The organism is Litoribacterium kuwaitense, from assembly GCF_011058155.1.
Taxonomy (GTDB): domain Bacteria; phylum Bacillota; class Bacilli; order Bacillales; family DSM-28697; genus Litoribacterium; species Litoribacterium kuwaitense.
Window position 1 is genome coordinate 95,433 of record NZ_JAALFC010000006.1, and the last position, 19,643, is coordinate 115,075.

22 protein-coding genes are annotated in these 19,643 nt (G+C 44.3%); 16 read left to right on the forward strand and 6 right to left on the reverse strand.

Features of this window, described 5'->3' with window-relative positions:
• Positions 1–191: 191 nt before the first annotated feature.
• Positions 192–314 (reverse strand): competence protein, encoded by a 123-nt coding sequence (locus G4V62_RS06070; protein ID WP_165200229.1) that lies wholly within the window; start codon positions 312–314, stop codon positions 192–194.
• Positions 315–515: 201 nt separating this feature from the next.
• Here G4V62_RS06070 and G4V62_RS06075 point away from each other — a divergent pair, with 201 nt between their 5' ends.
• Complete coding sequence (locus G4V62_RS06075) at positions 516–815, forward strand: YbyB family protein (RefSeq protein WP_165200231.1); 300 nt, start codon at positions 516–518, stop codon at positions 813–815.
• 352 nt (positions 816–1,167) lie between these two features.
• Here G4V62_RS06075 and G4V62_RS06080 read toward each other — a convergent pair whose 3' ends face one another.
• Entirely contained in the window at positions 1,168–1,374 is a 207-nt protein-coding gene (locus tag G4V62_RS06080; protein ID WP_165200232.1) for a hypothetical protein, read from the reverse strand.
• Positions 1,375–1,551: 177 nt separating this feature from the next.
• Here G4V62_RS06080 and G4V62_RS06085 point away from each other — a divergent pair, with 177 nt between their 5' ends.
• The 10 genes from G4V62_RS06085 to G4V62_RS06130 all read left to right on the forward strand — a co-directional run bounded on the left by G4V62_RS06085 (position 1,552) and on the right by G4V62_RS06130 (position 12,280).
• Complete coding sequence (locus G4V62_RS06085) at positions 1,552–1,863, forward strand: metal-sulfur cluster assembly factor (protein ID WP_165200234.1); 312 nt, start codon at positions 1,552–1,554, stop codon at positions 1,861–1,863.
• Between the two features lie 221 nt (positions 1,864–2,084).
• Positions 2,085–3,134, forward strand: a complete 1,050-nt coding sequence (gene argC, locus G4V62_RS06090; protein ID WP_165200236.1) for an N-acetyl-gamma-glutamyl-phosphate reductase — start codon at positions 2,085–2,087, stop codon at positions 3,132–3,134.
• 15 nt (positions 3,135–3,149) lie between these two features.
• Complete coding sequence (gene argJ / locus G4V62_RS06095) at positions 3,150–4,376, forward strand: bifunctional ornithine acetyltransferase/N-acetylglutamate synthase (RefSeq protein WP_165200238.1); 1,227 nt, start codon at positions 3,150–3,152, stop codon at positions 4,374–4,376.
• Between the two features lie 15 nt (positions 4,377–4,391).
• A complete protein-coding gene (argB, locus tag G4V62_RS06100; RefSeq protein WP_165200240.1) occupies positions 4,392–5,168 on the forward strand; it encodes an acetylglutamate kinase in 777 nt (258 codons plus the stop codon).
• The gene (gene argD, locus G4V62_RS06105) at positions 5,165–6,331 is read left to right on the forward strand and encodes an acetylornithine transaminase (protein WP_165200242.1); all 1,167 of its coding nucleotides are present in this window, start codon (positions 5,165–5,167) and stop codon (positions 6,329–6,331) included. Before argB ends, argD begins: the two co-directional genes overlap by 4 nt.
• A gap of 29 nt (positions 6,332–6,360) precedes the next feature.
• Positions 6,361–7,437 carry a carbamoyl phosphate synthase small subunit gene (locus G4V62_RS06110; RefSeq protein WP_165200244.1) on the forward strand — a complete coding sequence of 359 codons (1,077 nt, stop codon included), beginning with the start codon at positions 6,361–6,363 and terminating at the stop codon, positions 7,435–7,437.
• Positions 7,430–10,555, forward strand: coding sequence for a carbamoyl-phosphate synthase (glutamine-hydrolyzing) large subunit (gene carB, locus G4V62_RS06115; protein WP_165200246.1), 3,126 nt, complete (start codon positions 7,430–7,432; stop codon positions 10,553–10,555). The genes G4V62_RS06110 and carB overlap by 8 nt, the downstream gene beginning before the upstream one ends.
• Positions 10,552–11,511 (forward strand): ornithine carbamoyltransferase, encoded by a 960-nt coding sequence (argF, locus tag G4V62_RS06120; RefSeq protein ID WP_165200248.1) that lies wholly within the window; start codon positions 10,552–10,554, stop codon positions 11,509–11,511. The genes carB and argF overlap by 4 nt, the downstream gene beginning before the upstream one ends.
• A gap of 142 nt (positions 11,512–11,653) precedes the next feature.
• Positions 11,654–12,007 carry a hypothetical protein gene (locus tag G4V62_RS06125; RefSeq protein WP_165200087.1) on the forward strand — a complete coding sequence of 118 codons (354 nt, stop codon included), beginning with the start codon at positions 11,654–11,656 and terminating at the stop codon, positions 12,005–12,007.
• A 93-nt stretch (positions 12,008–12,100) separates the two neighbouring features.
• On the forward strand, positions 12,101–12,280 hold the full coding sequence (locus G4V62_RS06130; RefSeq protein WP_165200250.1) for a YjzC family protein: 180 nt from the start codon (positions 12,101–12,103) through the stop codon (positions 12,278–12,280).
• 46 nt (positions 12,281–12,326) lie between these two features.
• Here the strand turns inward: G4V62_RS06130 and G4V62_RS06135 are convergent, their stop codons facing one another.
• On the reverse strand, positions 12,327–12,593 hold the full coding sequence (locus G4V62_RS06135; protein WP_165200252.1) for a hypothetical protein: 267 nt from the start codon (positions 12,591–12,593) through the stop codon (positions 12,327–12,329).
• 1 nt (position 12,594) lies between these two features.
• Entirely contained in the window at positions 12,595–12,786 is a 192-nt protein-coding gene (locus tag G4V62_RS06140) for a DUF2929 family protein (RefSeq protein WP_165200254.1), read from the reverse strand.
• Between the two features lie 140 nt (positions 12,787–12,926).
• On the opposite strand from G4V62_RS06140, the gene G4V62_RS06145 reads away from it, so the two are divergent.
• The 3 genes from G4V62_RS06145 to G4V62_RS06155 all read left to right on the forward strand — a co-directional run bounded on the left by G4V62_RS06145 (position 12,927) and on the right by G4V62_RS06155 (position 15,431).
• A complete protein-coding gene (locus tag G4V62_RS06145) occupies positions 12,927–13,694 on the forward strand; it encodes a hypothetical protein (RefSeq protein WP_165200256.1) in 768 nt (255 codons plus the stop codon).
• 2 nt (positions 13,695–13,696) lie between these two features.
• A complete protein-coding gene (locus tag G4V62_RS06150; RefSeq protein WP_165200258.1) occupies positions 13,697–14,404 on the forward strand; it encodes a hypothetical protein in 708 nt (235 codons plus the stop codon).
• 79 nt (positions 14,405–14,483) lie between these two features.
• Positions 14,484–15,431 carry a BMP family ABC transporter substrate-binding protein gene (locus tag G4V62_RS06155; RefSeq protein ID WP_165200260.1) on the forward strand — a complete coding sequence of 316 codons (948 nt, stop codon included), beginning with the start codon at positions 14,484–14,486 and terminating at the stop codon, positions 15,429–15,431.
• A gap of 120 nt (positions 15,432–15,551) precedes the next feature.
• Here G4V62_RS06155 and G4V62_RS20780 read toward each other — a convergent pair whose 3' ends face one another.
• Positions 15,552–15,656, reverse strand: coding sequence for a YppG family protein (locus G4V62_RS20780; protein WP_165200262.1), 105 nt, complete (start codon positions 15,654–15,656; stop codon positions 15,552–15,554).
• A 380-nt stretch (positions 15,657–16,036) separates the two neighbouring features.
• Here G4V62_RS20780 and G4V62_RS06165 point away from each other — a divergent pair, with 380 nt between their 5' ends.
• Entirely contained in the window at positions 16,037–16,978 is a 942-nt protein-coding gene (locus G4V62_RS06165; RefSeq protein ID WP_165200264.1) for a beta-ketoacyl-ACP synthase III, read from the forward strand.
• A 34-nt stretch (positions 16,979–17,012) separates the two neighbouring features.
• Entirely contained in the window at positions 17,013–18,254 is a 1,242-nt protein-coding gene (gene fabF / locus G4V62_RS06170) for a beta-ketoacyl-ACP synthase II (RefSeq protein WP_165200266.1), read from the forward strand.
• A gap of 290 nt (positions 18,255–18,544) precedes the next feature.
• Here fabF and G4V62_RS06175 read toward each other — a convergent pair whose 3' ends face one another.
• Positions 18,545–19,585 carry an LCP family protein gene (locus G4V62_RS06175; protein ID WP_165200268.1) on the reverse strand — a complete coding sequence of 347 codons (1,041 nt, stop codon included), beginning with the start codon at positions 19,583–19,585 and terminating at the stop codon, positions 18,545–18,547.
• Between the last annotated feature and the right edge of the window lie 58 nt (positions 19,586–19,643).

Genomic DNA, 19,643 nt, shown 5'->3' on the forward strand with positions numbered 1-19,643 from the left:
GCAGGCATTATTTTATCCATCATAACATGTCGCTTCAGACGTGCAAACAAAAGGAATCAAAATACAAAGCGGGAGGTTTTCCCCCGCTTTGCAAATGGATTGTAAGAGCAATCTAGGCTTTTTAATGTCATGAAGCTTTAAGGCTGTTCAAATTGTAAACACCTGAGTGTGTGCAGCGGGATATTTGCGAGCTACACCTCGTTTTTATCTTCAGCTTCCTTATAGGTGCTTCGATAAGGGAAACGAAGGTCGTGCTGATGCACAGACAGAGCTCCTTGCTGAACAAAACGCCTTGATTTGCTTTTCCGACTCATGCTCTAGCCTCCTGGCAATCATAATGGCTTGCCTCCCTATACATTGTCTATCGTTTTAAAGTTTTCATACGAAAAATCCACTGTTACTTCCTTGCAGGAAAGGCTGCAACTGCCGGGGATAGATCAGTAATTGCACGTTTTAATTATTTATGAAGGGGAATACTTTAACCAAGATAAGACATCCTTTAAGGAGGCTTTTGTATGAATCGAAAACGTGTCATTTGGTCAACTGTAGCCGTTGGAGCTGCTGGTGCAGCTGCTGCCTCGGTCGTTCTTTTAAAAGACCGGAACAATCGTGAACGCCTGATGGAAACGTATAACGAATGGTCGCAAAAAATGAAGGATACACTTAGTTCCCAAGAAAATTTACCGATTGACAAGGCTGGCTTCCCTGATCCGCAAGATATTGATGACAATAAGATGGTGTCAGAAGGAGCGCAGTTCGGCGTACAATATTTCAACGCGCAAGAGCAAGATTCGCAAAACAATATTCACAATTGAGTACACCTGGTCTTTTGACCAGGTGTTTAGCTTGTGGCCGAACGCTTTCATCTGATTACGTTGGCTCGCTCGACCTGACCTCGCGTTCGGTTTCAAAAAGGAAACGCTTACATTTTTGGTGAGGTTTAGCATACTTCCATCTTATTTAAATGAAATGTTGTGTGCAGAGAAAACAAAGGTGCGATGTTTAAAAAATGCTCAGTCTTAGTTCGCAAGGCTTGTCAGATTGTGCTCGCATTCGAAATATGACATTCATAGAGCCTCAGTCCGTGAAAAATGATGAATGTAAGCGTATGGCGGCAGGCTGAAAACACCTGGTTTTCGTCCAGGTGCTTCCTAAGAAACACAGACATTATGCAATTGGGTGTAATTCATTTGAGTGTAATTCAGAGCCGAATGGATATGAGGCACGTGGCTTCATAATTTGCTCCAGGTCGTCGATTTGTTTTTGGAGGCTGGCAAGGATTGCAAAGGACTGCTCTTCGTTCGAGGCAGCAGGGACATCCGTGATCACGATCCGGTGACCGGTATAGTGGTATACTTGAATATCAGGCAACATCCTTCAACTCCTCTCTAAAGTATCTAGACCATTATATGATATATTCGTTTTATTTATGAAAATCCCTTTAGCGTCTCCTGTCGAATAAAGGGATGTTTTGTCGGGTTCTTTTAAGCGTCCGGTTTTTTCCTTTTCTTATAGCGTGTTATAATACATGCATGAAAGGAGCGTGTTGTAATGGATGAAGCGATGAAAGAGAATATTATGGGCGCTTTGGAAAATGTCATCGACCCAGAATTAGGAATCGACATTGTGAATTTAGGTTTAATTTATGATGTGGACTTAGATGATGAAGGCCACCTTGTTGTCACAATGACGTTGACAGCGATGGGATGCCCTTTAGCCGGAGTTATTGAAAATGAAGTAAGAACGGCTGTTTCTGAAATTCCAGAAGTACAGTCTGTCGATGTAAATATCGTTTGGAATCCGCCTTGGGGCAAAGACAAAATGTCTAGGATGGCTAAAATTGCTCTCGGTGTCCCTGATTAATGGATGGTTAGAATAACGGTTCCTCCTTTTTAAGATGTATGTCTTAGAAAGGAGGTTTTTTTTATAGGTATTCGGATAAATATAAAAAACTTTGTATAAAAAAACGTAAAAACGGTTGAAACATCGCATAACTCATGTATAATTATCAATACAATAAAATGAACGTTAAAAGACATAAAGGTTTAAATATAGAAAAATTGAACGGGCAGGGAGAGAGAAAGATGAATGTCGGAATTGTAGGTGCAACAGGTTACGGAGGCGTGGAGCTTATTAGGCTGTTGCATCATCATCCAGAAGTGAAGCAAATACATGTATATTCAACAACAAAAGAGGGAGAACCGCTGCATAAAACGTATCCACATCTTGGCGGTCAGCAAGGAACGCTTATTCTAAAATCATTTCAACCAGAAGAAATGGCTAGAGAATGTGACGTCGTTTTTTTAGCGGCTCCTGCTGGTGTGTCAGCAGAAATATCGCCACTTCTTTTTGACACCGGAGTGAAAATCATTGACTTATCTGGAGATCTTCGCATTCAAGATCGTGAGAAGTATAAAGCATGGTATCATCGCGAGCCAGCGCCTGAGCGAGTGATTGAAGAAGCTGTCTACGGGTTGTCAGAATGGGCAAGGCCAGCCATTGAGAAAGCTAAAATTATTGCTAATCCAGGTTGTTATCCGACGGCCGCTCTAACCGGATTACTTCCCGTTGTTAAAAAAGGTCTCATTGATTTAGGAACGTTAATCATTGATGCGAAATCAGGTGTTTCAGGAGCTGGTCGAACGCCCTCAGCTAACGCACATTTTCCAGAAATGAACGATAACTTAAAAATTTATAAAGTCAATCAGCATCAGCATATTCCTGAAATTGAACAGATGCTTGCTACGGTACATCATTCTTCTGAAGTACCGCCAGTGACTTTTAGTACACATCTTGTTCCAATGACAAGAGGCATTATGTCAACGATGTACGCTTCTCTGACAAACAAAGGTACGACGCTAGAAAAAGTGCGAGCGGTCTATGAAGAGGCGTACCGCGATGCTCCGTTTGTGAGAGTGCGCGACGACGGAAATTTTCCAACAACCCGCGATGTATATGGTTCCAACTATTGTGATATTGGATTGACGCTTGATGAGCGGACGGGGCGATTAACGATCGTTTCGGTGATTGATAATTTAGTAAAAGGAGCGGCCGGTCAGGCTGTTCACAATTTTAACCTTATGTTTGGTTTTGACGAAATGGACGGACTTCGCTTGCTGCCAGTATATCCATAAGAAAGGATTTTTGCCATGTTAACTTCATCGACAGCCCTGACCCATCAAGAAACCGGAAGCATTACATCGCCAAAAGGCTTCAAGGCGGCAGGTATTCACGCTGGGTTTAAATATAAACGAAATGACCTTGGTGTCATTTATTCAGAAACACCTGCCACGAGTGCAGCAGTGTATACATTGAATCATTTTCCGGCTGCACCCATTAAAGTAACGAAAGAAAGCATTTCAGAAGAAGGACTCCTGCAAGCGGTTGTTGTTAATTCGGCGTTTGCCAACGCTTGCACAGGAAAGCGTGGAGAAGATGATGCGTATGAGATGAGGGGGTTAGCGGCAAGCCATTTACGCATACCTGATCATTACGTCGCTGTCGCATCGACAGGCGTCATTGGAGAACTCATCCCAATGGAAAAAATGCGTGCGGGAATGGCCCAGCTGCAGCCAGAATCTGGAGATCATAGCGCTGCATCATTTAACCAGGCCATTTTAACGACAGATTTAAAGGTGAAATCGGCGTGCTGGACAATGGAAATCGACGGGAAGACGGTAACGATTGGTGGATCTGCGAAAGGCTCTGGAATGATCAACCCGAATATGGCAACGATGCTTTCTTTTATAACAACCGATGCAAATATCGCTTTGCCTGCACTGAATCAAGCTTTAAAAGAAGTGACAGATAAGACATTCAATCGCATTACCGTTGACGGTGAAACGTCTACAAACGATATGGTCTTAGTCATGGCAAATGGTCAGGCTGAAAACGACGAGCTGACAACTGATCATGAGGAGTGGGACATATTTGTTGAAGGATTACGACGAGTGTCAGAGGACCTATCGAAAATGGTTGCCCGCGACGGTGAAGGGGCGACCAAGCTGATCGAGGTAGAGGTTGACGGGGCAGCGACCGAAAACGAAGCTGGTGTGATTGCTAAAAGAATCGTCGGCTCTGACCTCGTAAAAACAGCCGTTTACGGTGCTGATGCAAATTGGGGACGAATCATTCAAGCCATTGGACAGAGTTCGGCAACGATTGATCCAGAAAAAGTCGATGTCTGGATAGGCCCGATTCAAATGCTGAAAGAAAGCCGTCCCCTTCATTTTTCAGAAGAACAAGCTTCAGCTTATCTTAAAGAAGAACAAGTGACGATTAAAGTGGATTTACATGTTGGGAATGCATGTGCTAAAGCATGGGGATGCGACTTAACGTATGACTACATTAAAATAAATGCAAGCTATCGAACGTAAAAGGGGCGGAGGAGCATGACGCGACCTATCGTTGTAATCAAGTGTGGAGGAAGTACGCTGGATAACTTATCAGATTGCTTTTTTCAAGGGGTTAAGCAATTGCAGATGGATGGAAAGCAGCCTGTTATTGTCCACGGTGGCGGTCCTGACATTGAGAGCGTGCTTGAGAAAATGGCGATTAAAACAGAGTTTCATGAAGGATTAAGAAAAACGACCGCATCTGTGATGGAAGTTGTTGAGATGGTTTTAGCCGGTCGGGTGAATAAGCGACTCGTGACGAAGCTAAGAACATGTGGCATTGATGCTTCAGGGCTTGCTGGGTGTGACGGCGGGATGCTTCAATGCCAAGCAATTAATAGAGAGCTGCTCGGCTACGTCGGCGACGTTAAGCATGTGCAAACGAATGTCTTAGAAGGGTTAATCGATGACTGCATCGTGCCAGTGATTGCACCCCTCGGTGTTGACAGTGAAGGCATTCATTACAATATCAACGCCGATACAGCAGCAAGTGCCATTGCCAATGCTTTACAGGCTGAGCAAATGATGTTTGTGACCGACGTTCCGGGTATTATGAAAGATGGGCAGGTCATCCAAGAATTGACAGAGACGGATGTAGAGCAGCTGATGACTGATGGCACGATTTATGGAGGAATGATCCCAAAAGTAAAAGCAGCTTTAGCCACCTTAAAAGGATCGTTGAAAGAGGTTGCTATCGTTCAAGGGGCACAAAATCATAGTCAAAACGGAATTTGTGGAACGACAATTACACGTAGTCTGGAGGTCGTAAGATGAGTCATCTTTTTAAGACATACGGTCGGTGGCCCATTGAAATTCAAGCTGCTGAAGCTGCAACAATGACAGATACAAATGAAAAGACTTACGTTGATTTAACATCTGGGCTTGGAGTTGTCAACGTTGGGCATTGTCATCCAGATGTTTTAGCGGCAGTGGAAAAGCAGTTAAAGCAATATTGGCATACGTCTAACTTATTTGAAAGCAGCTTACAGGAGAAGGTTGCCACCCAGTTAACAGAAAATACGGAGCTGGACCTTGCTTTCTTTTGTAATTCAGGCGCGGAAGCCAATGAGGGCGCGATTAAGTTAGCAAAAAAGCATACTGGACGCACGAAAATTGTGACCCTCCAGCAATCGTTTCATGGTCGGACGTTCGGAGCGATGGCAGCAACGGGACAAGATAAAATTAAAGCTGGCTTTGGACCTATGCTTACAGAATTTGTTCATATTCCGCTAGAAGATATCAGTGCGCTTCACGAAGCAGTGGACGACAATACAGCGGCAGTGATGCTTGAAGTCATTCAAGGTGAAAGCGGTGTTCGGTTAGCCTCTTCAGCCTATTTAAAAGCGGTAGAGGAAGCATGTCAAAATAACGGTGCCCTTTTGATCATTGACGAAGTCCAAACAGGCATTGGCCGAACTGGCTCGTTTTTTGCTTATCAATCGGAAGGAATCGATCCCGATGTCGTTACAGTTGCTAAAGGCTTAAGTAATGGCTTGCCAGTAGGAGCAATCTTAGGCAAGCATTCTTTGGCAGACGCCTTCTCTCCGGGGAGTCATGGAACGACTTTTGGAGGAAACCCTGTCGCCATGGCAGCCGCTTCGGCAGTCATTTCAATTGTAAAGAACGATGACTTTCTTCAAGCTGTTTCATCCAAAGGCGAAGCATGGATTGCCCAATTTAAAGAGGAACTTCACGATCATCCGCTTGTTAAAGACATTCGCGGAAAAGGTTTAATGATTGGGATAGAAATGGAAAAGCCAGTAAGTCCATTGATAACCCGCTTGCAAGAAAAAGGGTTCTTGACATTAAGTGCTGGAGAAAACGTATTGCGTTTACTTCCCCCACTGATTATTTCAGAGGATTTATTAGAAGATTTTGTGAAGACGTTGAAAGAGACGATGATTGCTTGGCATAAAGAAACAGAGCAGCTTGTGTAATAGCAACAGAGAAAGAAGAGGTGGAATGCATGAAAGGGTATTTACATTTAGCCAATGATACAACCTTTGAAGGGACTTGGATCACAGACACGAAAGCTGTCACAGGAGAAGTCGTGTTTTTTACAGGGATGACCGGCTATCAAGAAGTCATTACCGACCCTTCCTTTCGTGGGCAAATTGTCGTTTTTACCTATCCTTTAATCGGTAATTACGGAATTAACGCCACTGATATGGAAAGTAAAGATATTCAAATTACAGGAGCAATCATTGGTGAGCTAAGCGAAGATGGGTTTCACTATGAAAGTGTCAAACCCTTTCATGCCTTCTTGGCTGAACGAGGCATCCCAGTTTTGGCAAATGCAGATACGAGGGATATTGTTAAAGCGATTCGCTCGGAAGGGATGATGGGGGGCGAGCTTAGTCCGAAACCTGATCCCCAATGGGAAGGATACAAAACAATTGAGGAGCAGCATTTAGCATTTGAAACTTCTGTGCGTGCGATCGAAACCTATCCAGGTGATGGCGCTCATGTCGTCTTGCTAGACTTTGGCTATAAGCATTCGATACGTGAGAAGCTAACGAGTATGGGCTGTAAAGTAAGTGTTGTTCCTCACACGGCAACTTTAGCAGATATTCAGCAGCTGCATCCGGATGGGATTGTCTTTTCAAACGGACCAGGCGATCCGGAACAGCTCGGACCAATGCTTCCTAAGCTTAAAACATTATCAGAGATGTACCCGTCGTTAGCCATTTGTCTAGGGCATCAACTAATGGCGCTTGCGCACGGTGGAGCTACGGATAAATTAAAATTTGGTCATAGAGGGGCAAATCAGCCAGTCTTTGATCATTTTAAAAACAAAGTGTTTATGACTTCGCAAAATCATAGCTTTGTTGTTAATGAAAACAGTATGGCTAATTCTTCATTTACAACCCGTTTTGTTAACGTCAATGACGGTTCTATAGAAGGAATGGTCCATGAACAATTGCCGATCATTTCGGTACAATTCCACCCTGAAGCGAATCCAGGACCAGCAGATAGTGATTGGATGTTTGCTGAATTTCACCAGATGATGGTCACCGTAAGAGGAGAGAAAGTATATGCCTAAAGATACAACAGTGCAAAGTGTACTCGTCATAGGATCAGGTCCGATTGTCATTGGGCAGGCTGCTGAGTTTGATTATGCAGGTGCGCAAGCCTGTCTCGCCCTAAGGGAAGAAGGCGTGCGGGTGATTCTCGTCAATAACAATCCGGCTACGATCATGACTGACGAGGCGAATGCAGACGCAGTATATTTTGAGCCCCTTACGGTTGAAAGCATTGAGCGGATTATTGAGAAAGAAAAGCCTGATGGACTTTTAGCTACGCTTGGCGGACAGACAGGGTTGAATTTAGCTTTTGCCTTGGACAGTCAAGGTGTACTTGAACGGCATCGTGTGCGTTTGCTTGGCACCCCGATTGAATCGATCAAACAAGGAGAAGATCGGGAAGCGTTTCGCGCATTAATGAATGAGCTTAACGAGCCTGTACCGCAAAGTATGATCGTAACGAATTTAGAAGAAGCATTGGCTTTTGCTGATGATGTAGGCTATCCAATTATTGTTCGACCAGCTTACACTCTTGGAGGATCGGGCGGTGGCATTGCTGAAAATAAAGCACAATATATAGACACCGTTTCGGGAGGTTTACACGCCAGTCCCATTACACAATGTCTCGTTGAAAAAAGCATTGCCGGCTTTAAAGAAGTTGAATATGAAGTGATGCGCGACCAATGTGGCACATGTATTACCATTTGTAATATGGAAAACATTGATCCGGTAGGTGTTCATACGGGGGACTCCATAGTTACAGCCCCTTCACAAACACTGACCGATCGTGAGTACCAAATGCTTCGGAAAGCAAGCATTAAAATTATCGATGCTCTCGGGATTATCGGCGGTTGTAATATTCAATTTGCCCTTGATCCAAACAGTAAGCAATATTACTTAATCGAAGTGAACCCGCGCGTCAGTCGCTCTTCTGCCCTCGCGTCAAAGGCAACAGGCTACCCAATCGCTCGCATCGCTGCGAAGCTCAGTCTTGGCTATGGGTTACATGAATTGAAAAATCCGGTCACAGGTCATACGTTTGCCAGCTTTGAGCCGTCGCTCGATTATGTCGTCATGAAATTTCCGTGCTGGCCATTTGATAAATTTCAAAAGGCGAATCGCTCACTTGGAACGCAAATGAAGGCAACGGGTGAGGTCATGGCAATTGACCGTAATATCGAAGCGGCGATTCATAAAGCAGTGCGTTCACTTGAGCTATCGACAAATGGTCTTCGCATGCAGTCATTGCAACATTGGCAGAATGATGACCTTTGGGTGATCGTTAAGAAAGCAGATGACCGTCGTTTCTTTGCGATCATTGAGCTCATCCATAGAGGGGTGCCGATCGACACCATTTATGAAGAAACAAAGATTGATCAATTTTTCCTTTCAGCGTTCGCTCGCATGGTAAAGCGCGAAAAACAAGCAGAGGCCAGCAGCTTAAATACCATTTCGCAAGAAGAGATGTACGAATTGAAAGCTTACGGTATATCGGACGAATGGTTGGCAAATGTATGGGGGGCTGGACTCGGAGAAGTAGCACAAAAACGGAAAGCATTTGGTATTCAGCCAGCTTATAAAATGGTGGATACGTGCGCTGCTGAATTTGAAGCAGCCACTCCGTATTTTTATTCAACCTGGCGCGGAACGACAGAAGTCAATGTCTCTCAAAAACCAAAAGTCATTATTTTAGGATCTGGTCCAATTCGGATTGGTCAAGGAATTGAGTTTGATTATAGCTCAGTACACGGTGTCCTTGCTTTGCAAAAAGCGGGCTTCGAGACCATTATGATAAATAACAATCCAGAAACGGTTAGTACCGATTACGAAATGGCGGATAAGCTCTATTTTGAACCTTTAACGGTTGAAGATGTACTCCATGTCGCTGAAGCTGAACAAGCAACCGATGTGATTGTCCAATTTGGCGGGCAAACTGCCATTGGTCTCGTTGCTGGATTAGAAGAGGCTGGTCTTCGTATTTTAGGTACGAGCCAAGACTGCATCGATATGTTTGAAGATCGCGATCGGTTTTATCAATATCTACAGTCCATTGATGTACCGCATATTCCTGGCGAAACGGTGTATACGAAAGAAGCTCTGCTGACGAAGGCGCAGGCGATCGGTTTCCCTGTTCTTATCCGTCCTTCATATGTGATCGGTGGAAAAGGAATGCACATATTTACCGACCTCGAATCACTGTCACTCTTTGCTGATGAGCACGAAGAGGCAGGTTATCCTCTCTTAATCGATGCTTACATGGCAGGAAAAGAAGCAGAGATCGATCTCGTTACAGATGGAAAGGATGTCGTCATCCCGGCGATTTTTGAGCATATTGAAAAAGCGGGTGTGCATTCTGGTGACAGTATGGCTGCCCTTCCGCCGTTAACACTTACAAATGCTGAGAAGGAAGAAATGGCAAGACAAGCAGCCCAAATTGCCACAAACACCAACTTTAAAGGTGTTATGAACATTCAGTTTGTCATTAACAATGGTCACGTTTATGTGCTTGAAGTAAACCCACGCGCTAGCCGAACGGTTCCTGTGATCAGTAAAGTTACTGGGGTTCACCTCATTCAAATTGCAACTGCTGTTCTAATCGGTAAGCCATTGCGAGAGCTTGTTTCCCAAACTGGACTACTGTCTGAAGCGCCATTCACAACGGTGAAATTCCCCGTATTTTCTACTGGGAAATTAGATGGATTAGATCCACTGGTAGGTCCTGAAATGCAATCGACTGGGGAAGGAATCGCGATCGCAAAAACGAAGGAAGAAGCCTTTTTTAAAGCCTTTCATTGGCAAGAAGATGCAAAGGCGAATGTTCGTTCTGAAGTATACGTTGGTGATTTGCCCGCAGACATTAGAGAACAATGGGTACACTCTATTGAAAAGGCCAATCTCAAAGCTATATATGGCGGCTTTGATGAATGGGTGACAAAAAAAGAGGCACTCGCTTACGTTGGGCTGAATCAATCATTAGCAGAGCAAAGAAAAAAGGCGTTAAAGCATCGACTTCACATCTTTAGTCAAGAAAGTACCTTATCTGCTTTTCTGACAGGCAGAACAAGTAAAGCGATGAACGTCAACAGCATTCAGGAATGGCTTCAACAAACACAACAGCCAACGGGGGTGGAAGGATGAATACGGCACAATCGTTAACGCCGGTAAAGCTTGATAAAAAAGATCTGCTCACATTAAAAGATCTCAAACCTACAGATATTCAAGCATTGCTTGACTTAGGCATCGCTCTAAAAGAAGCGCAACGTCAAGGAACGCCACATCGCCTGCTCGAAGGCAAGACCCTGGCAATGATTTTTGAAAAATCATCAACGCGAACGCGCATCTCTTTTGAAACAGGCATGGTGCACTTGGGCGGACACGCGCTGAACTTAACGAGTGATCAACTTCAGCTAGGTCGCGGAGAATCTATTTACGATACAGCGAAGGTCTTTAGTGAGTATGTCGATGGCGTCATGATTCGTACGTTTAGCCATGCGATGGTGGAGGAATTGGCTGAGCATGCAGCGATTCCCGTCATTAATGGCTTAACTGATGATTATCATCCATGTCAAGTACTGGCCGATTTAATGACGATCTACGAAGTGCACGGCGCTCTCGCAGGAAAACGTTTAGCCTATATCGGAGATGGAAACAATATGGCCCACTCCTTAATGATCGGTTGTGCAAAAATGGGAATGGAATGTGTCATTGCATCTCCAAAAGGATATCAGCCGAGTGTGGCAATTGTTCAAGAGGCGCAAGACATAGCGACCTCAACAGGAGGCTCCGTTTTAGTCACCGATTGTCCAGAACAGGCAGTAGCAGGAGCCGACGCTGTCTATACCGACGTTTGGGCGAGTATGGGTTGGGAAGAAGAGCAAAAGGAAAGGGAAAAAGCGTTTAAAGATTATCAAGTCAATGAAACGCTCGTTGCTGCGGCAAAAGACGATTTCCTATTTTTACACTGCTTACCTGCACACCGTGGTGAAGAAGTTACTGCTGGCGTAATCGACGGTCCAAACTCCGCTGTTTTCCAAGAGGCCGGAAACCGGCTGCACGTCCAAAAAGCATTGCTTGCGTCATTGCTGTCAAATTAAAAATGCGCGTTTTAGAGTGTATAAGGTTAACACTTTAAAACGCGTTTTTTATCGTGAATGATAAAATCGAACTGTATCATTAACCGTGGACAACTCACCATAGGGCATTCGCTGAATACGCTATAGGCAGGAGGGATGCTTTATGGACAATACACAGAAGATGTACCAAAAATGTCAAAAGCGCGTAAATCAAATGGTACAAGTGCAAACGAAGTGTGGGAAGACATTTGAAGGTGTCATTATGCAAGTGGATGAAATGAATGTGTATATGGATATGCCGTTGATGGAAAGGGAAGGTAGTGAATACGAAGAACATGACGAGCGGAGACCACCGTATGGCTATGGACCAGGATATGGTGGCTACGGCCCAGGTTACGGTTATGGTGGCTATGCCCCTTATGGTCCGCCATACGGCTACGGAGGGTATGGCATAGGGCGATTAATTTTGCCATTAGCAGCGCTTACGGCAGTTTCTACGCTTCCATACTTTTGGTGAATCCGTTTTCATGAGGGCGAGTCGTACGCTCCGAGCGCCTCATGAAAGCGGCGCTTGCGGTACATACTACTCCAAAGAAAGGAGGGGTATCGCATGGGCCAAAATCGTCAATTCACCGCCGGTCAGAAAGCGCCAAACAATGGCATGTACGTAGAAATTGGAGAAACGGGCAGTATGGTTAAAGACCCGAAAGCGGTTAAGCTAAAAGCAGGAGAGTCATTTCCTGAAAACACAAATCACAATCGAAAGTGGACGTATCAAAGAAAGCCGTAACATATAAAAAGCAGCCAACTTTACTGAGTTGGCTGCTCAATTATGTTTAGAGTAATACAAGTGTTAATAATACACCGCTTGCAATAAACATAAGAAACGGGATAATCATCGCTTTTTTCGCTGAGTGCGAAAAAGCAATCCAAACCGTCAATGTATAAAGAACGAAAACGCCAAGAAAAAATAGTGCCTGTGCTAAGAGGACACTGGAGCTTGCGCCCTTAGAAAATTCAACGGCGAGATATATAAGGCACCCAACAAAAAAAAGGAGGCCAATATTACGGAAAATACGACTTGTTGGAATGTCCTTAGCCATATTAGCTTCCTGCATGCTCTCTGTTTTCTGACAAAGGGATGAACGCTGTGATGATCAGGACAACAACAGCAAAGAAAATACCCGCAGTTATTCCGCGCTCTAAAGTATATGCATCTCCCTGCATACTACCCACAACAAACACCGTCATTTGAGCAAGCAAAAAGGACCAGACAATTGCCCAAAGATACGCCATATGTAAATCACCTCAACTAAAATAAGATTCAACTGCAACGAAAACGCATGTTACGAATAGTGTATCATACCCTGTTAAAAAAGGGAATGAGCCAATCGACTGAACGTGAAGCGAATAAAATGTAACGCAGGTGAAGAAGGATGTTGAAAAATCAGCCAATGCATATGGAACGTTATTTTATGCTTGATCAGCAGTGGAATGTTTTGCACATCCCTGAGCGTCCTAACGGATTTGCGATTTTAATCGTAGGAGATGTAAGCCATTATGTTGACGAAGATACGAGCTTTTGGCGCAACCACCCTGGACGCAACCGTTTATTAAGCGATTTATTGGAAAAGGGCTATACCGTTGTAAACACCCATTGCTTTGGCAGACATTGGGGAAGCCCTGAGGCAGTCCGGTTTCTACAAAGGCTTGTCTACGTATTTCTAAAGCAGGAAATCTTAAACCCATACATCCACTTGCTTGGAGAAGGGATGGGGAGCTTGGCCTTATTGAAGCTGGCAAATTTAATGCCTTCTCGGATTCGTTCTGTTGCTTTAATTACCCCGTGTGTTTCATTACAAGCTTATGCAAAAACCGAAAAAGAAAACCGGCTCTTTTATAAACGGTTGTTAAAAGAGGTCTCTGACGCCTATGATATTCCCAAAGATGATGTCGAAGAGACCGTTCTTCAAAAAAGTCCAATGAATCAGTTTGTCATGAGCCGTCCATGCCACATTTTTCAAGACATCACGAGTCATACGTATCCAGTAGACATACACGCCCGTCCTTTTTATGAATATTTAAAGCAAACAGGAGAGAATGCCGGATTAACATTATATTCAACGCAATTAAGTGGAGGGCATTATGAGACGATGGTGAATTTCTTTCAGTCCAATGAACAATATTTGGATAAAGGAGAATAACAATGGCGAATGTTTTTGTGAAGCACGGGGGGAGCTGGCTCGGTTTTCATATGATCGAAGCTTTAAGTGATCGAGGTCATGATGTGTATATTGATTTATTAGAATGCACAGATACCTTTTGTGACTGGTTTGGCAGGAATGCGCTCATTCACTTTTCTAACATTGACAATCGTGTTGACAAGTTAAAGGAACTTCCGGTGGATCGCATCGTTTATTGTGTCGACGTGTGGAAGGAAAGGATGCGTGCTGATATTCAAGCACTCGCTGCGCAATGGCCAGTGCAAGTGCTCCTACATGAGTCTTATGCGAGCTTAGATTTTAACATTTCCAACGTGCTTTGGTGTTATCATCCCGATTTGTTTGGTCCAGGGCAGTCAAATCAGCATTTGTTAACGGCTCTATGGAACGGCTCGCCTTTATATGACTCAACGCCAAAACATCCTCATGTGATGTTTGTTAAAGATTATACGCGCTGTGTTGCGGAAATGCCTTTTCGAGAAGGGCAGGTGTCGATTGAATATGATGATGACGTGCACTGGTCAGATATTCTGACGAACTCTGAACGAGAACGACTTGAGCAGCAGCCTGCTCTTAAGCTGTCCGCTCATGACGACACTTCTACAGTCACAGTGCAAAAGCCAACCCCACTCCAAGACGCCTTATCTAGGACAAAAAAAGCGCTCAACCATGCATGGCCGCGCTTTGAATAAGTTGGGCGTTATACTTTTACATTTACTAAAGAGCCAAGTACAATAGACATAAGGACATAGTGAACGGGGAGTGAAAAGCATGCGGTCTGCTTTGGCAGCAGCAGCCTGCTTTATTTTATTGGTCATCATCGGGTGTCAACCCTCTACAGATACTGGCTTGCGTGTTGGTATGCTCGTGCCAGGCACGATTGGCGATCAGTCATGGGGAAATGAAGGCTATGAAGCGCTTATGCATTTGCAAACCAATATGGACGCTGAGGTTTTTTATAAAGAAGGCATGACTGAAAAAGCAGACGTGAAAACAGCGCTTCAAGAATTTGAGCATGCGGGAGTGGAGCTTGTATTTGCTCATGGTCAGGAATACAGCGCTCTGCTCCGGGAAATGTACAGCCAGTTCCCATCAATTCACTTCGTTATATTTAATGGATTATCCAATGCAAACAATTCGACCAATATTCAATTTCAATCACATGCGATGGGTTTTTTCGCAGGAATGACCGCCGCTGGTGTATCAGAATCAAAGAAGGTCGGTGTCATTGCGGCGTTCGAATGGCAGCCTGAGATCAATGGCTTTTTTGAAGGGGCAAATTTTTCCGACAATGCAGTCGAGGTATTTGTTCGTTATACGAATCATTGGGATGATTCTGCTCAAGCCTTGAACATTTTAGACAGAATGATTGCTGAGGACGTTGATGTCGTTTATCCTGCCGGAGATGCATTTAGCGTTCCAATCATTCAGGCAATGAAAGAGAAAAACCTGTACGCCATTGGTTACGTCTCTGATCAAAGTGATCTCGGTGAACGGACTGTACTTACGAGCACGATCCAGGACATTGAGCATGTGTACGAAATGGCAGTACAGTTATATACAGAGGATAAGTTAATTTCCGGAACAATCGGCGTCGATTTTCAAGAAGGCGCCATTCGCCTAGGCTCTTTTAGTCCGGTTGTTCCCGGTAGACTACAAGAAGAAGTGAACGATGCTGTGGAGCGCTATAAAGAGACAGGGCTGATGCCAAACCAATAAAATATTGAATGAGATTTTTAAATCAAGCTGCAACTATTGGTGAGGTGTACAAATAAAAAAGAGTGTAAACAACGCCTGGAAAGACGTGACTACACTCTGTCGGGAGGGTCTGCCTCCCTTTTATTTTTTAAACAAAGAAATGATGGGGGAAATTTGTTTAACGACGGGGCCAATTTGGTTTACTGTTTTCATGACCTGGTCCATTTGGTTAATATAGTCTTCCATATTTTTTTAGGGGCACTTTGCTGCGGATATTGATTAGATTGAGGCTGAAAAAAGCTGAGTGAGATGGCTGATTTGGATAGCCCCACCCCCATGGCGACTGCGGTCGAGGTCCTTGAGGATTCCCAGGCCCGCCGTTTGAAAATGGAGGTCTTTGTCTACGCATATCAATCCTTCCTTTCTTAGAGTCGCTTTTGCAGTAATGTATGTACTAAACGAATAAAGGAGACGGCGTGTATCATGTATTTATAAAGAAAGGGTAACGATGGGCGACTAGACAAAATATTAAATTTAGACTAAAATTAGTACCTGATACTAACATGTGATAGAGAAACGTTAGGTTGCCTGACTACCGATAAAGAGGAGATACGAGGAGGACGAACATGAATACAGGAATTTTGGGGGTCGGGCGTTATTTGCCTGAGAAAGTGCTGACGAATGCAGATCTTGAAAAAATGGTCGATACGAGTGATGAATGGATTTCTACTCGAACGGGTATTAAAGAGCGACGGATCGCTTCTGACGAAGAAACGACAGCACATATGGGAGCAAAGGCAGCGCTCAACGCAATTGAAGAGGCTGGATTGACGCCAGAAGAAATCGATATGATCCTAGTCGCAACTGTGACCCCAGATCGTTCCTTTCCGTCTTGTGCTTGTGATATTCAGGAAATAATAGGTGCGAAGAAAGCGGTCTGTATGGATATTAGTGCGGCATGCTCCGGCTTTATGTATGGAATGGTGACTGCACAGCAGTTTATTACAAACGGCATTTACAAGCATGTGCTATTGGTAGGTACTGAAAAGCTGTCAAGCATTACCGATTGGACAGACCGTAATACGTGTGTACTGTTTGGCGATGGTGCTGGAGCAGCTGTGCTTGGTGAAGTTTCTGATGAATTTGGCATTTTATCATTTGAGCTAGGGTCGGACGGAAGTGGAGGCAAGCATCTTTATGCAGAACGTGATAAAATCTTCATGAATGGTCGCGAAGTTTTTAAATTCGCTGTTCGGCAAATGGGTGACTCGGCTTTGTCGGTGATTGAAAAAGCGGGGCTTACGAAAGAAGACGTCAATTTTCTAGTTCCACATCAGGCGAACATCCGTATTATGGAAGCTGCCCGCATAAAGCTAGACTTGCCGGTAGAAAAAATGGCAACGACGGTAGCGAAATATGGAAATACTTCTGCGTCTTCCATTCCGCTCGCACTTGCAGAAGAATGGGAGAACGGCAATATTAAAGATGGAGATGTATTGGTACTCGTCGGTTTCGGGGGCGGTCTTACTTGGGGCGCTGTCGCGTTAAAGTGGGGCAAGGGCCGTTAAGATCAACCTTAATATTGCAAAGGGGAAGGACATTATGGAAAAACGTAGAGTTGTAGTAACAGGAATGGGCGCGTTAACGCCGTTAGGTAACTCAGTAGAAGAAACATGGCAGCGTGTCATTAACGGAGAATCAGGAATTGATGTGTCTACGCGTGTCAATCCCGATGATTTTCCAGCACGTGTTGCCGGTGAATTAAAGAATTATGATGAGTCAGTATTTTTAAATCCGAAAGATGCTAGAAAAATGGATCGCTTTACGCGCTATGCAGTGGCAGCTTCCAAGATGGCAGTCGAAGATGCTGATTTAGCCATTACGGAAGACAATGCAGAACGCGTTGGTGTATGGATCGGTTCAGGGATCGGTGGCATCGAAACGTTTGAACAGCAGCATAACATCTATAATGATCGCGGAGCTAAACGGGTCAGTCCGTTTTTTATTCCAATGCTTATTCCCGATATGGCTGCTGGACAAGTCTCGATTACGCTCGGCGCCAAAGGGATCAATTCTTGTAGTGTGACCGCTTGTGCCACAGGCGCCAACTCGATCGGCGACGCTATGAAAGTCATTGAACGTGGCGATGCGGATATAATGATTGCTGGCGGAACAGAAGCGCCGCTCACGAACATGGCGTTTGCAGGCTTTTCTGCCAGTAAAGCGTTGTCAACAAATCCAGACCCACAAACGGCCAGCCGTCCATTTGACAAAGACCGTGATGGCTTTGTGATGGGTGAGGGTGCTGGGGTACTCGTGCTCGAATCACTCGAGTCTGCCCAAAAAAGGAATGCACGCATTTATGCCGAGCTGAGTGGTTATGGAGCTACGAGCGATGCATATCATATTACAGCACCTGCACCAAATGGAGATGGGGCAGCGCGAGCAATGCTCATGGCGTTGGAAGATGCTCGGGTGTCAACCGAAGACATCGATTACATTAATGCCCACGGTACAAGCACAGCGTATAATGATAAATTTGAAACGATAGCGATCAAGTCCGCGTTTAAAGATCATGCATACAAACTGGCTGTATCTTCAACAAAATCAATGACAGGTCATATGCTTGGTGCTGCAGGGGGCGTTGAATCGATTTTTGCTATTAAAGCAATTACAGACAACATTTTGCCGCCAACAATTCATTTACAAACACCAGATCCAGATTGTGATCTTGACTACGTGCCAAATACAGCACGTGAAACAGCAGTCAAAACGGTTCTAAGCAATTCAGCTGGCTTTGGCGGACATAATGTCGCCCTTGTCTTTAAAAGTTTTGAAGGATAAATGAGGAAGGCGTTCTCCTTTCAACACGGAAGGAGTTAGAGTGTAGAGAAAGTCATCAAAGGCTTTGCTACACTCTTTTTTTGTGTTCCTTTTAATTTGAAAGCAGGAGCATGACGATCCATGCAAATGTTTGTCAACAGGCGCAGCCTGTCCTATTTTGAAATGAAAAAACACTCTTGCGTTGTCGGAAGTAACGCTGAACTACCCATTTACTTTAGGTGCAGCTCAGCGTTCACGCCGGTACAAGTAGTGTTTTTTCTTTCTACTCTTTAATATGAGGTTGCATTTTGTTAGTGAGCAGGCTGTTCCTCAAACGATGGTGCACCGCCAGCCTCTTCACCCGAATTTTGTGCAACATTGTTTTGCTTAAAAAAGTCAGTGACAGCATCATAGTTCATCTGTTCATCCATTTCAATGACGTCCCCGATTCCTGGATGGCGTGCTGGCCAGTGGGAGTTTTCAACAGGGACTTGCAATGTTTCAATGTCCTGGACAGGGTTTGCCAACACGTTGGTTGCGTACTTCGTGATCGTTCCTGAAGACATGTTCGTTTTCGTATACGCTTCAATGGTCCCGAGCAGCTCAGGGGCTTTTAAAATGCCATTGACGCTAAATAGCTGATCTTTGACAGCACGAATGACCTGCTGCTGGCGACGCACGCGGCCAAAATCGCCTTCCTGATCGTGGCGGAAGCGAGCATAATGGAGAAGCTGTTCCCCGTTCAGCTTTTGCATCCCAGGCTGAAGGTCGATCATCAGTCCACCTGCGTTGTCGATATAATACATCCGCTTTTCAACATCGATTTCGACACCGTCTGTGGCTAAACGGTCAACCACTTCCGTAAAGCCGTTAAAGTTAACGAGACTGTAATACTGCACGTCAATGCCGAAATTCTCTTTAATCGTTTGCCTTAAAAGCTCAGCGCCACCAAAAACGAAAGCCGCGTTAATCTTATTGTAGCCGTGTCCTGGAATATTGACATATGTATCCCTCATGATCGATGCCAATTTAGCTTCTGACGTTTCAGGGTTATACTGTGCAATCATAATGGTGTCCGTTCTTGAAGATTGCGCTTCCTCTGTATCTATACCTAATAACAGCATATTGATTGTATCGTCAGGTGATGAATCGACACCTTTAAATTCATCTTCTTTTTCAGACAAATTGTCTGCCCAATCGCCAGCAGCTTCTTCTCCGCTTTTTTTCGCTTGAATGTATTGATTGGTTACATATGCAATACAGATAGATAAGACGGATAAAAAGATCAATGCACTTAAATAAAACTTTTTACGTTTTTTTCGTTTTTTACGAGTGATACGTGTGTCCGCCATGACATCTCACCTTTTCATGAAGTACCAATAAAAATAAGTCTTTTGTCCTTTACAGCAT

Excerpts from the sequence above, each read along its gene's own strand:
- G4V62_RS20780 (WP_165200262.1), bottom strand. The coding sequence starts at position 15,656 with ATGGAAGACTATATTAACCAAATGGACCAGGTCATGAAAACAGTAAAC.
- G4V62_RS06155 (WP_165200260.1), top strand. The coding sequence starts at position 14,484 with ATGCGGTCTGCTTTGGCAGCAGCAGCCTGCTTTATTTTATTGGTCATC.
- argJ (WP_165200238.1), top strand. The coding sequence starts at position 3,150 with ATGTTAACTTCATCGACAGCCCTGACCCATCAAGAAACCGGAAGCATT.
- G4V62_RS06135 (WP_165200252.1), bottom strand. The coding sequence starts at position 12,593 with ATGGCTAAGGACATTCCAACAAGTCGTATTTTCCGTAATATTGGCCTC.
- G4V62_RS06070 (WP_165200229.1), bottom strand. The coding sequence starts at position 314 with ATGAGTCGGAAAAGCAAATCAAGGCGTTTTGTTCAGCAAGGAGCTCTG.
- G4V62_RS06080 (WP_165200232.1), bottom strand. The coding sequence starts at position 1,374 with ATGTTGCCTGATATTCAAGTATACCACTATACCGGTCACCGGATCGTG.
- G4V62_RS06140 (WP_165200254.1), bottom strand. The coding sequence starts at position 12,786 with ATGGCGTATCTTTGGGCAATTGTCTGGTCCTTTTTGCTTGCTCAAATG.
- G4V62_RS06175 (WP_165200268.1), bottom strand. The coding sequence starts at position 19,585 with ATGGCGGACACACGTATCACTCGTAAAAAACGAAAAAAACGTAAAAAG.
- G4V62_RS06085 (WP_165200234.1), top strand. The coding sequence starts at position 1,552 with ATGGATGAAGCGATGAAAGAGAATATTATGGGCGCTTTGGAAAATGTC.
- G4V62_RS06145 (WP_165200256.1), top strand. The coding sequence starts at position 12,927 with ATGTTGAAAAATCAGCCAATGCATATGGAACGTTATTTTATGCTTGAT.
- G4V62_RS06110 (WP_165200244.1), top strand. The coding sequence starts at position 6,361 with ATGAAAGGGTATTTACATTTAGCCAATGATACAACCTTTGAAGGGACT.
- argC (WP_165200236.1), top strand. The coding sequence starts at position 2,085 with ATGAATGTCGGAATTGTAGGTGCAACAGGTTACGGAGGCGTGGAGCTT.
- G4V62_RS06130 (WP_165200250.1), top strand. The coding sequence starts at position 12,101 with ATGGGCCAAAATCGTCAATTCACCGCCGGTCAGAAAGCGCCAAACAAT.
- argF (WP_165200248.1), top strand. The coding sequence starts at position 10,552 with ATGAATACGGCACAATCGTTAACGCCGGTAAAGCTTGATAAAAAAGAT.
- G4V62_RS06165 (WP_165200264.1), top strand. The coding sequence starts at position 16,037 with ATGAATACAGGAATTTTGGGGGTCGGGCGTTATTTGCCTGAGAAAGTG.
- G4V62_RS06150 (WP_165200258.1), top strand. The coding sequence starts at position 13,697 with ATGGCGAATGTTTTTGTGAAGCACGGGGGGAGCTGGCTCGGTTTTCAT.
- carB (WP_165200246.1), top strand. The coding sequence starts at position 7,430 with ATGCCTAAAGATACAACAGTGCAAAGTGTACTCGTCATAGGATCAGGT.
- G4V62_RS06075 (WP_165200231.1), top strand. The coding sequence starts at position 516 with ATGAATCGAAAACGTGTCATTTGGTCAACTGTAGCCGTTGGAGCTGCT.
- argB (WP_165200240.1), top strand. The coding sequence starts at position 4,392 with ATGACGCGACCTATCGTTGTAATCAAGTGTGGAGGAAGTACGCTGGAT.
- fabF (WP_165200266.1), top strand. The coding sequence starts at position 17,013 with ATGGAAAAACGTAGAGTTGTAGTAACAGGAATGGGCGCGTTAACGCCG.
- G4V62_RS06125 (WP_165200087.1), top strand. The coding sequence starts at position 11,654 with ATGGACAATACACAGAAGATGTACCAAAAATGTCAAAAGCGCGTAAAT.
- argD (WP_165200242.1), top strand. The coding sequence starts at position 5,165 with ATGAGTCATCTTTTTAAGACATACGGTCGGTGGCCCATTGAAATTCAA.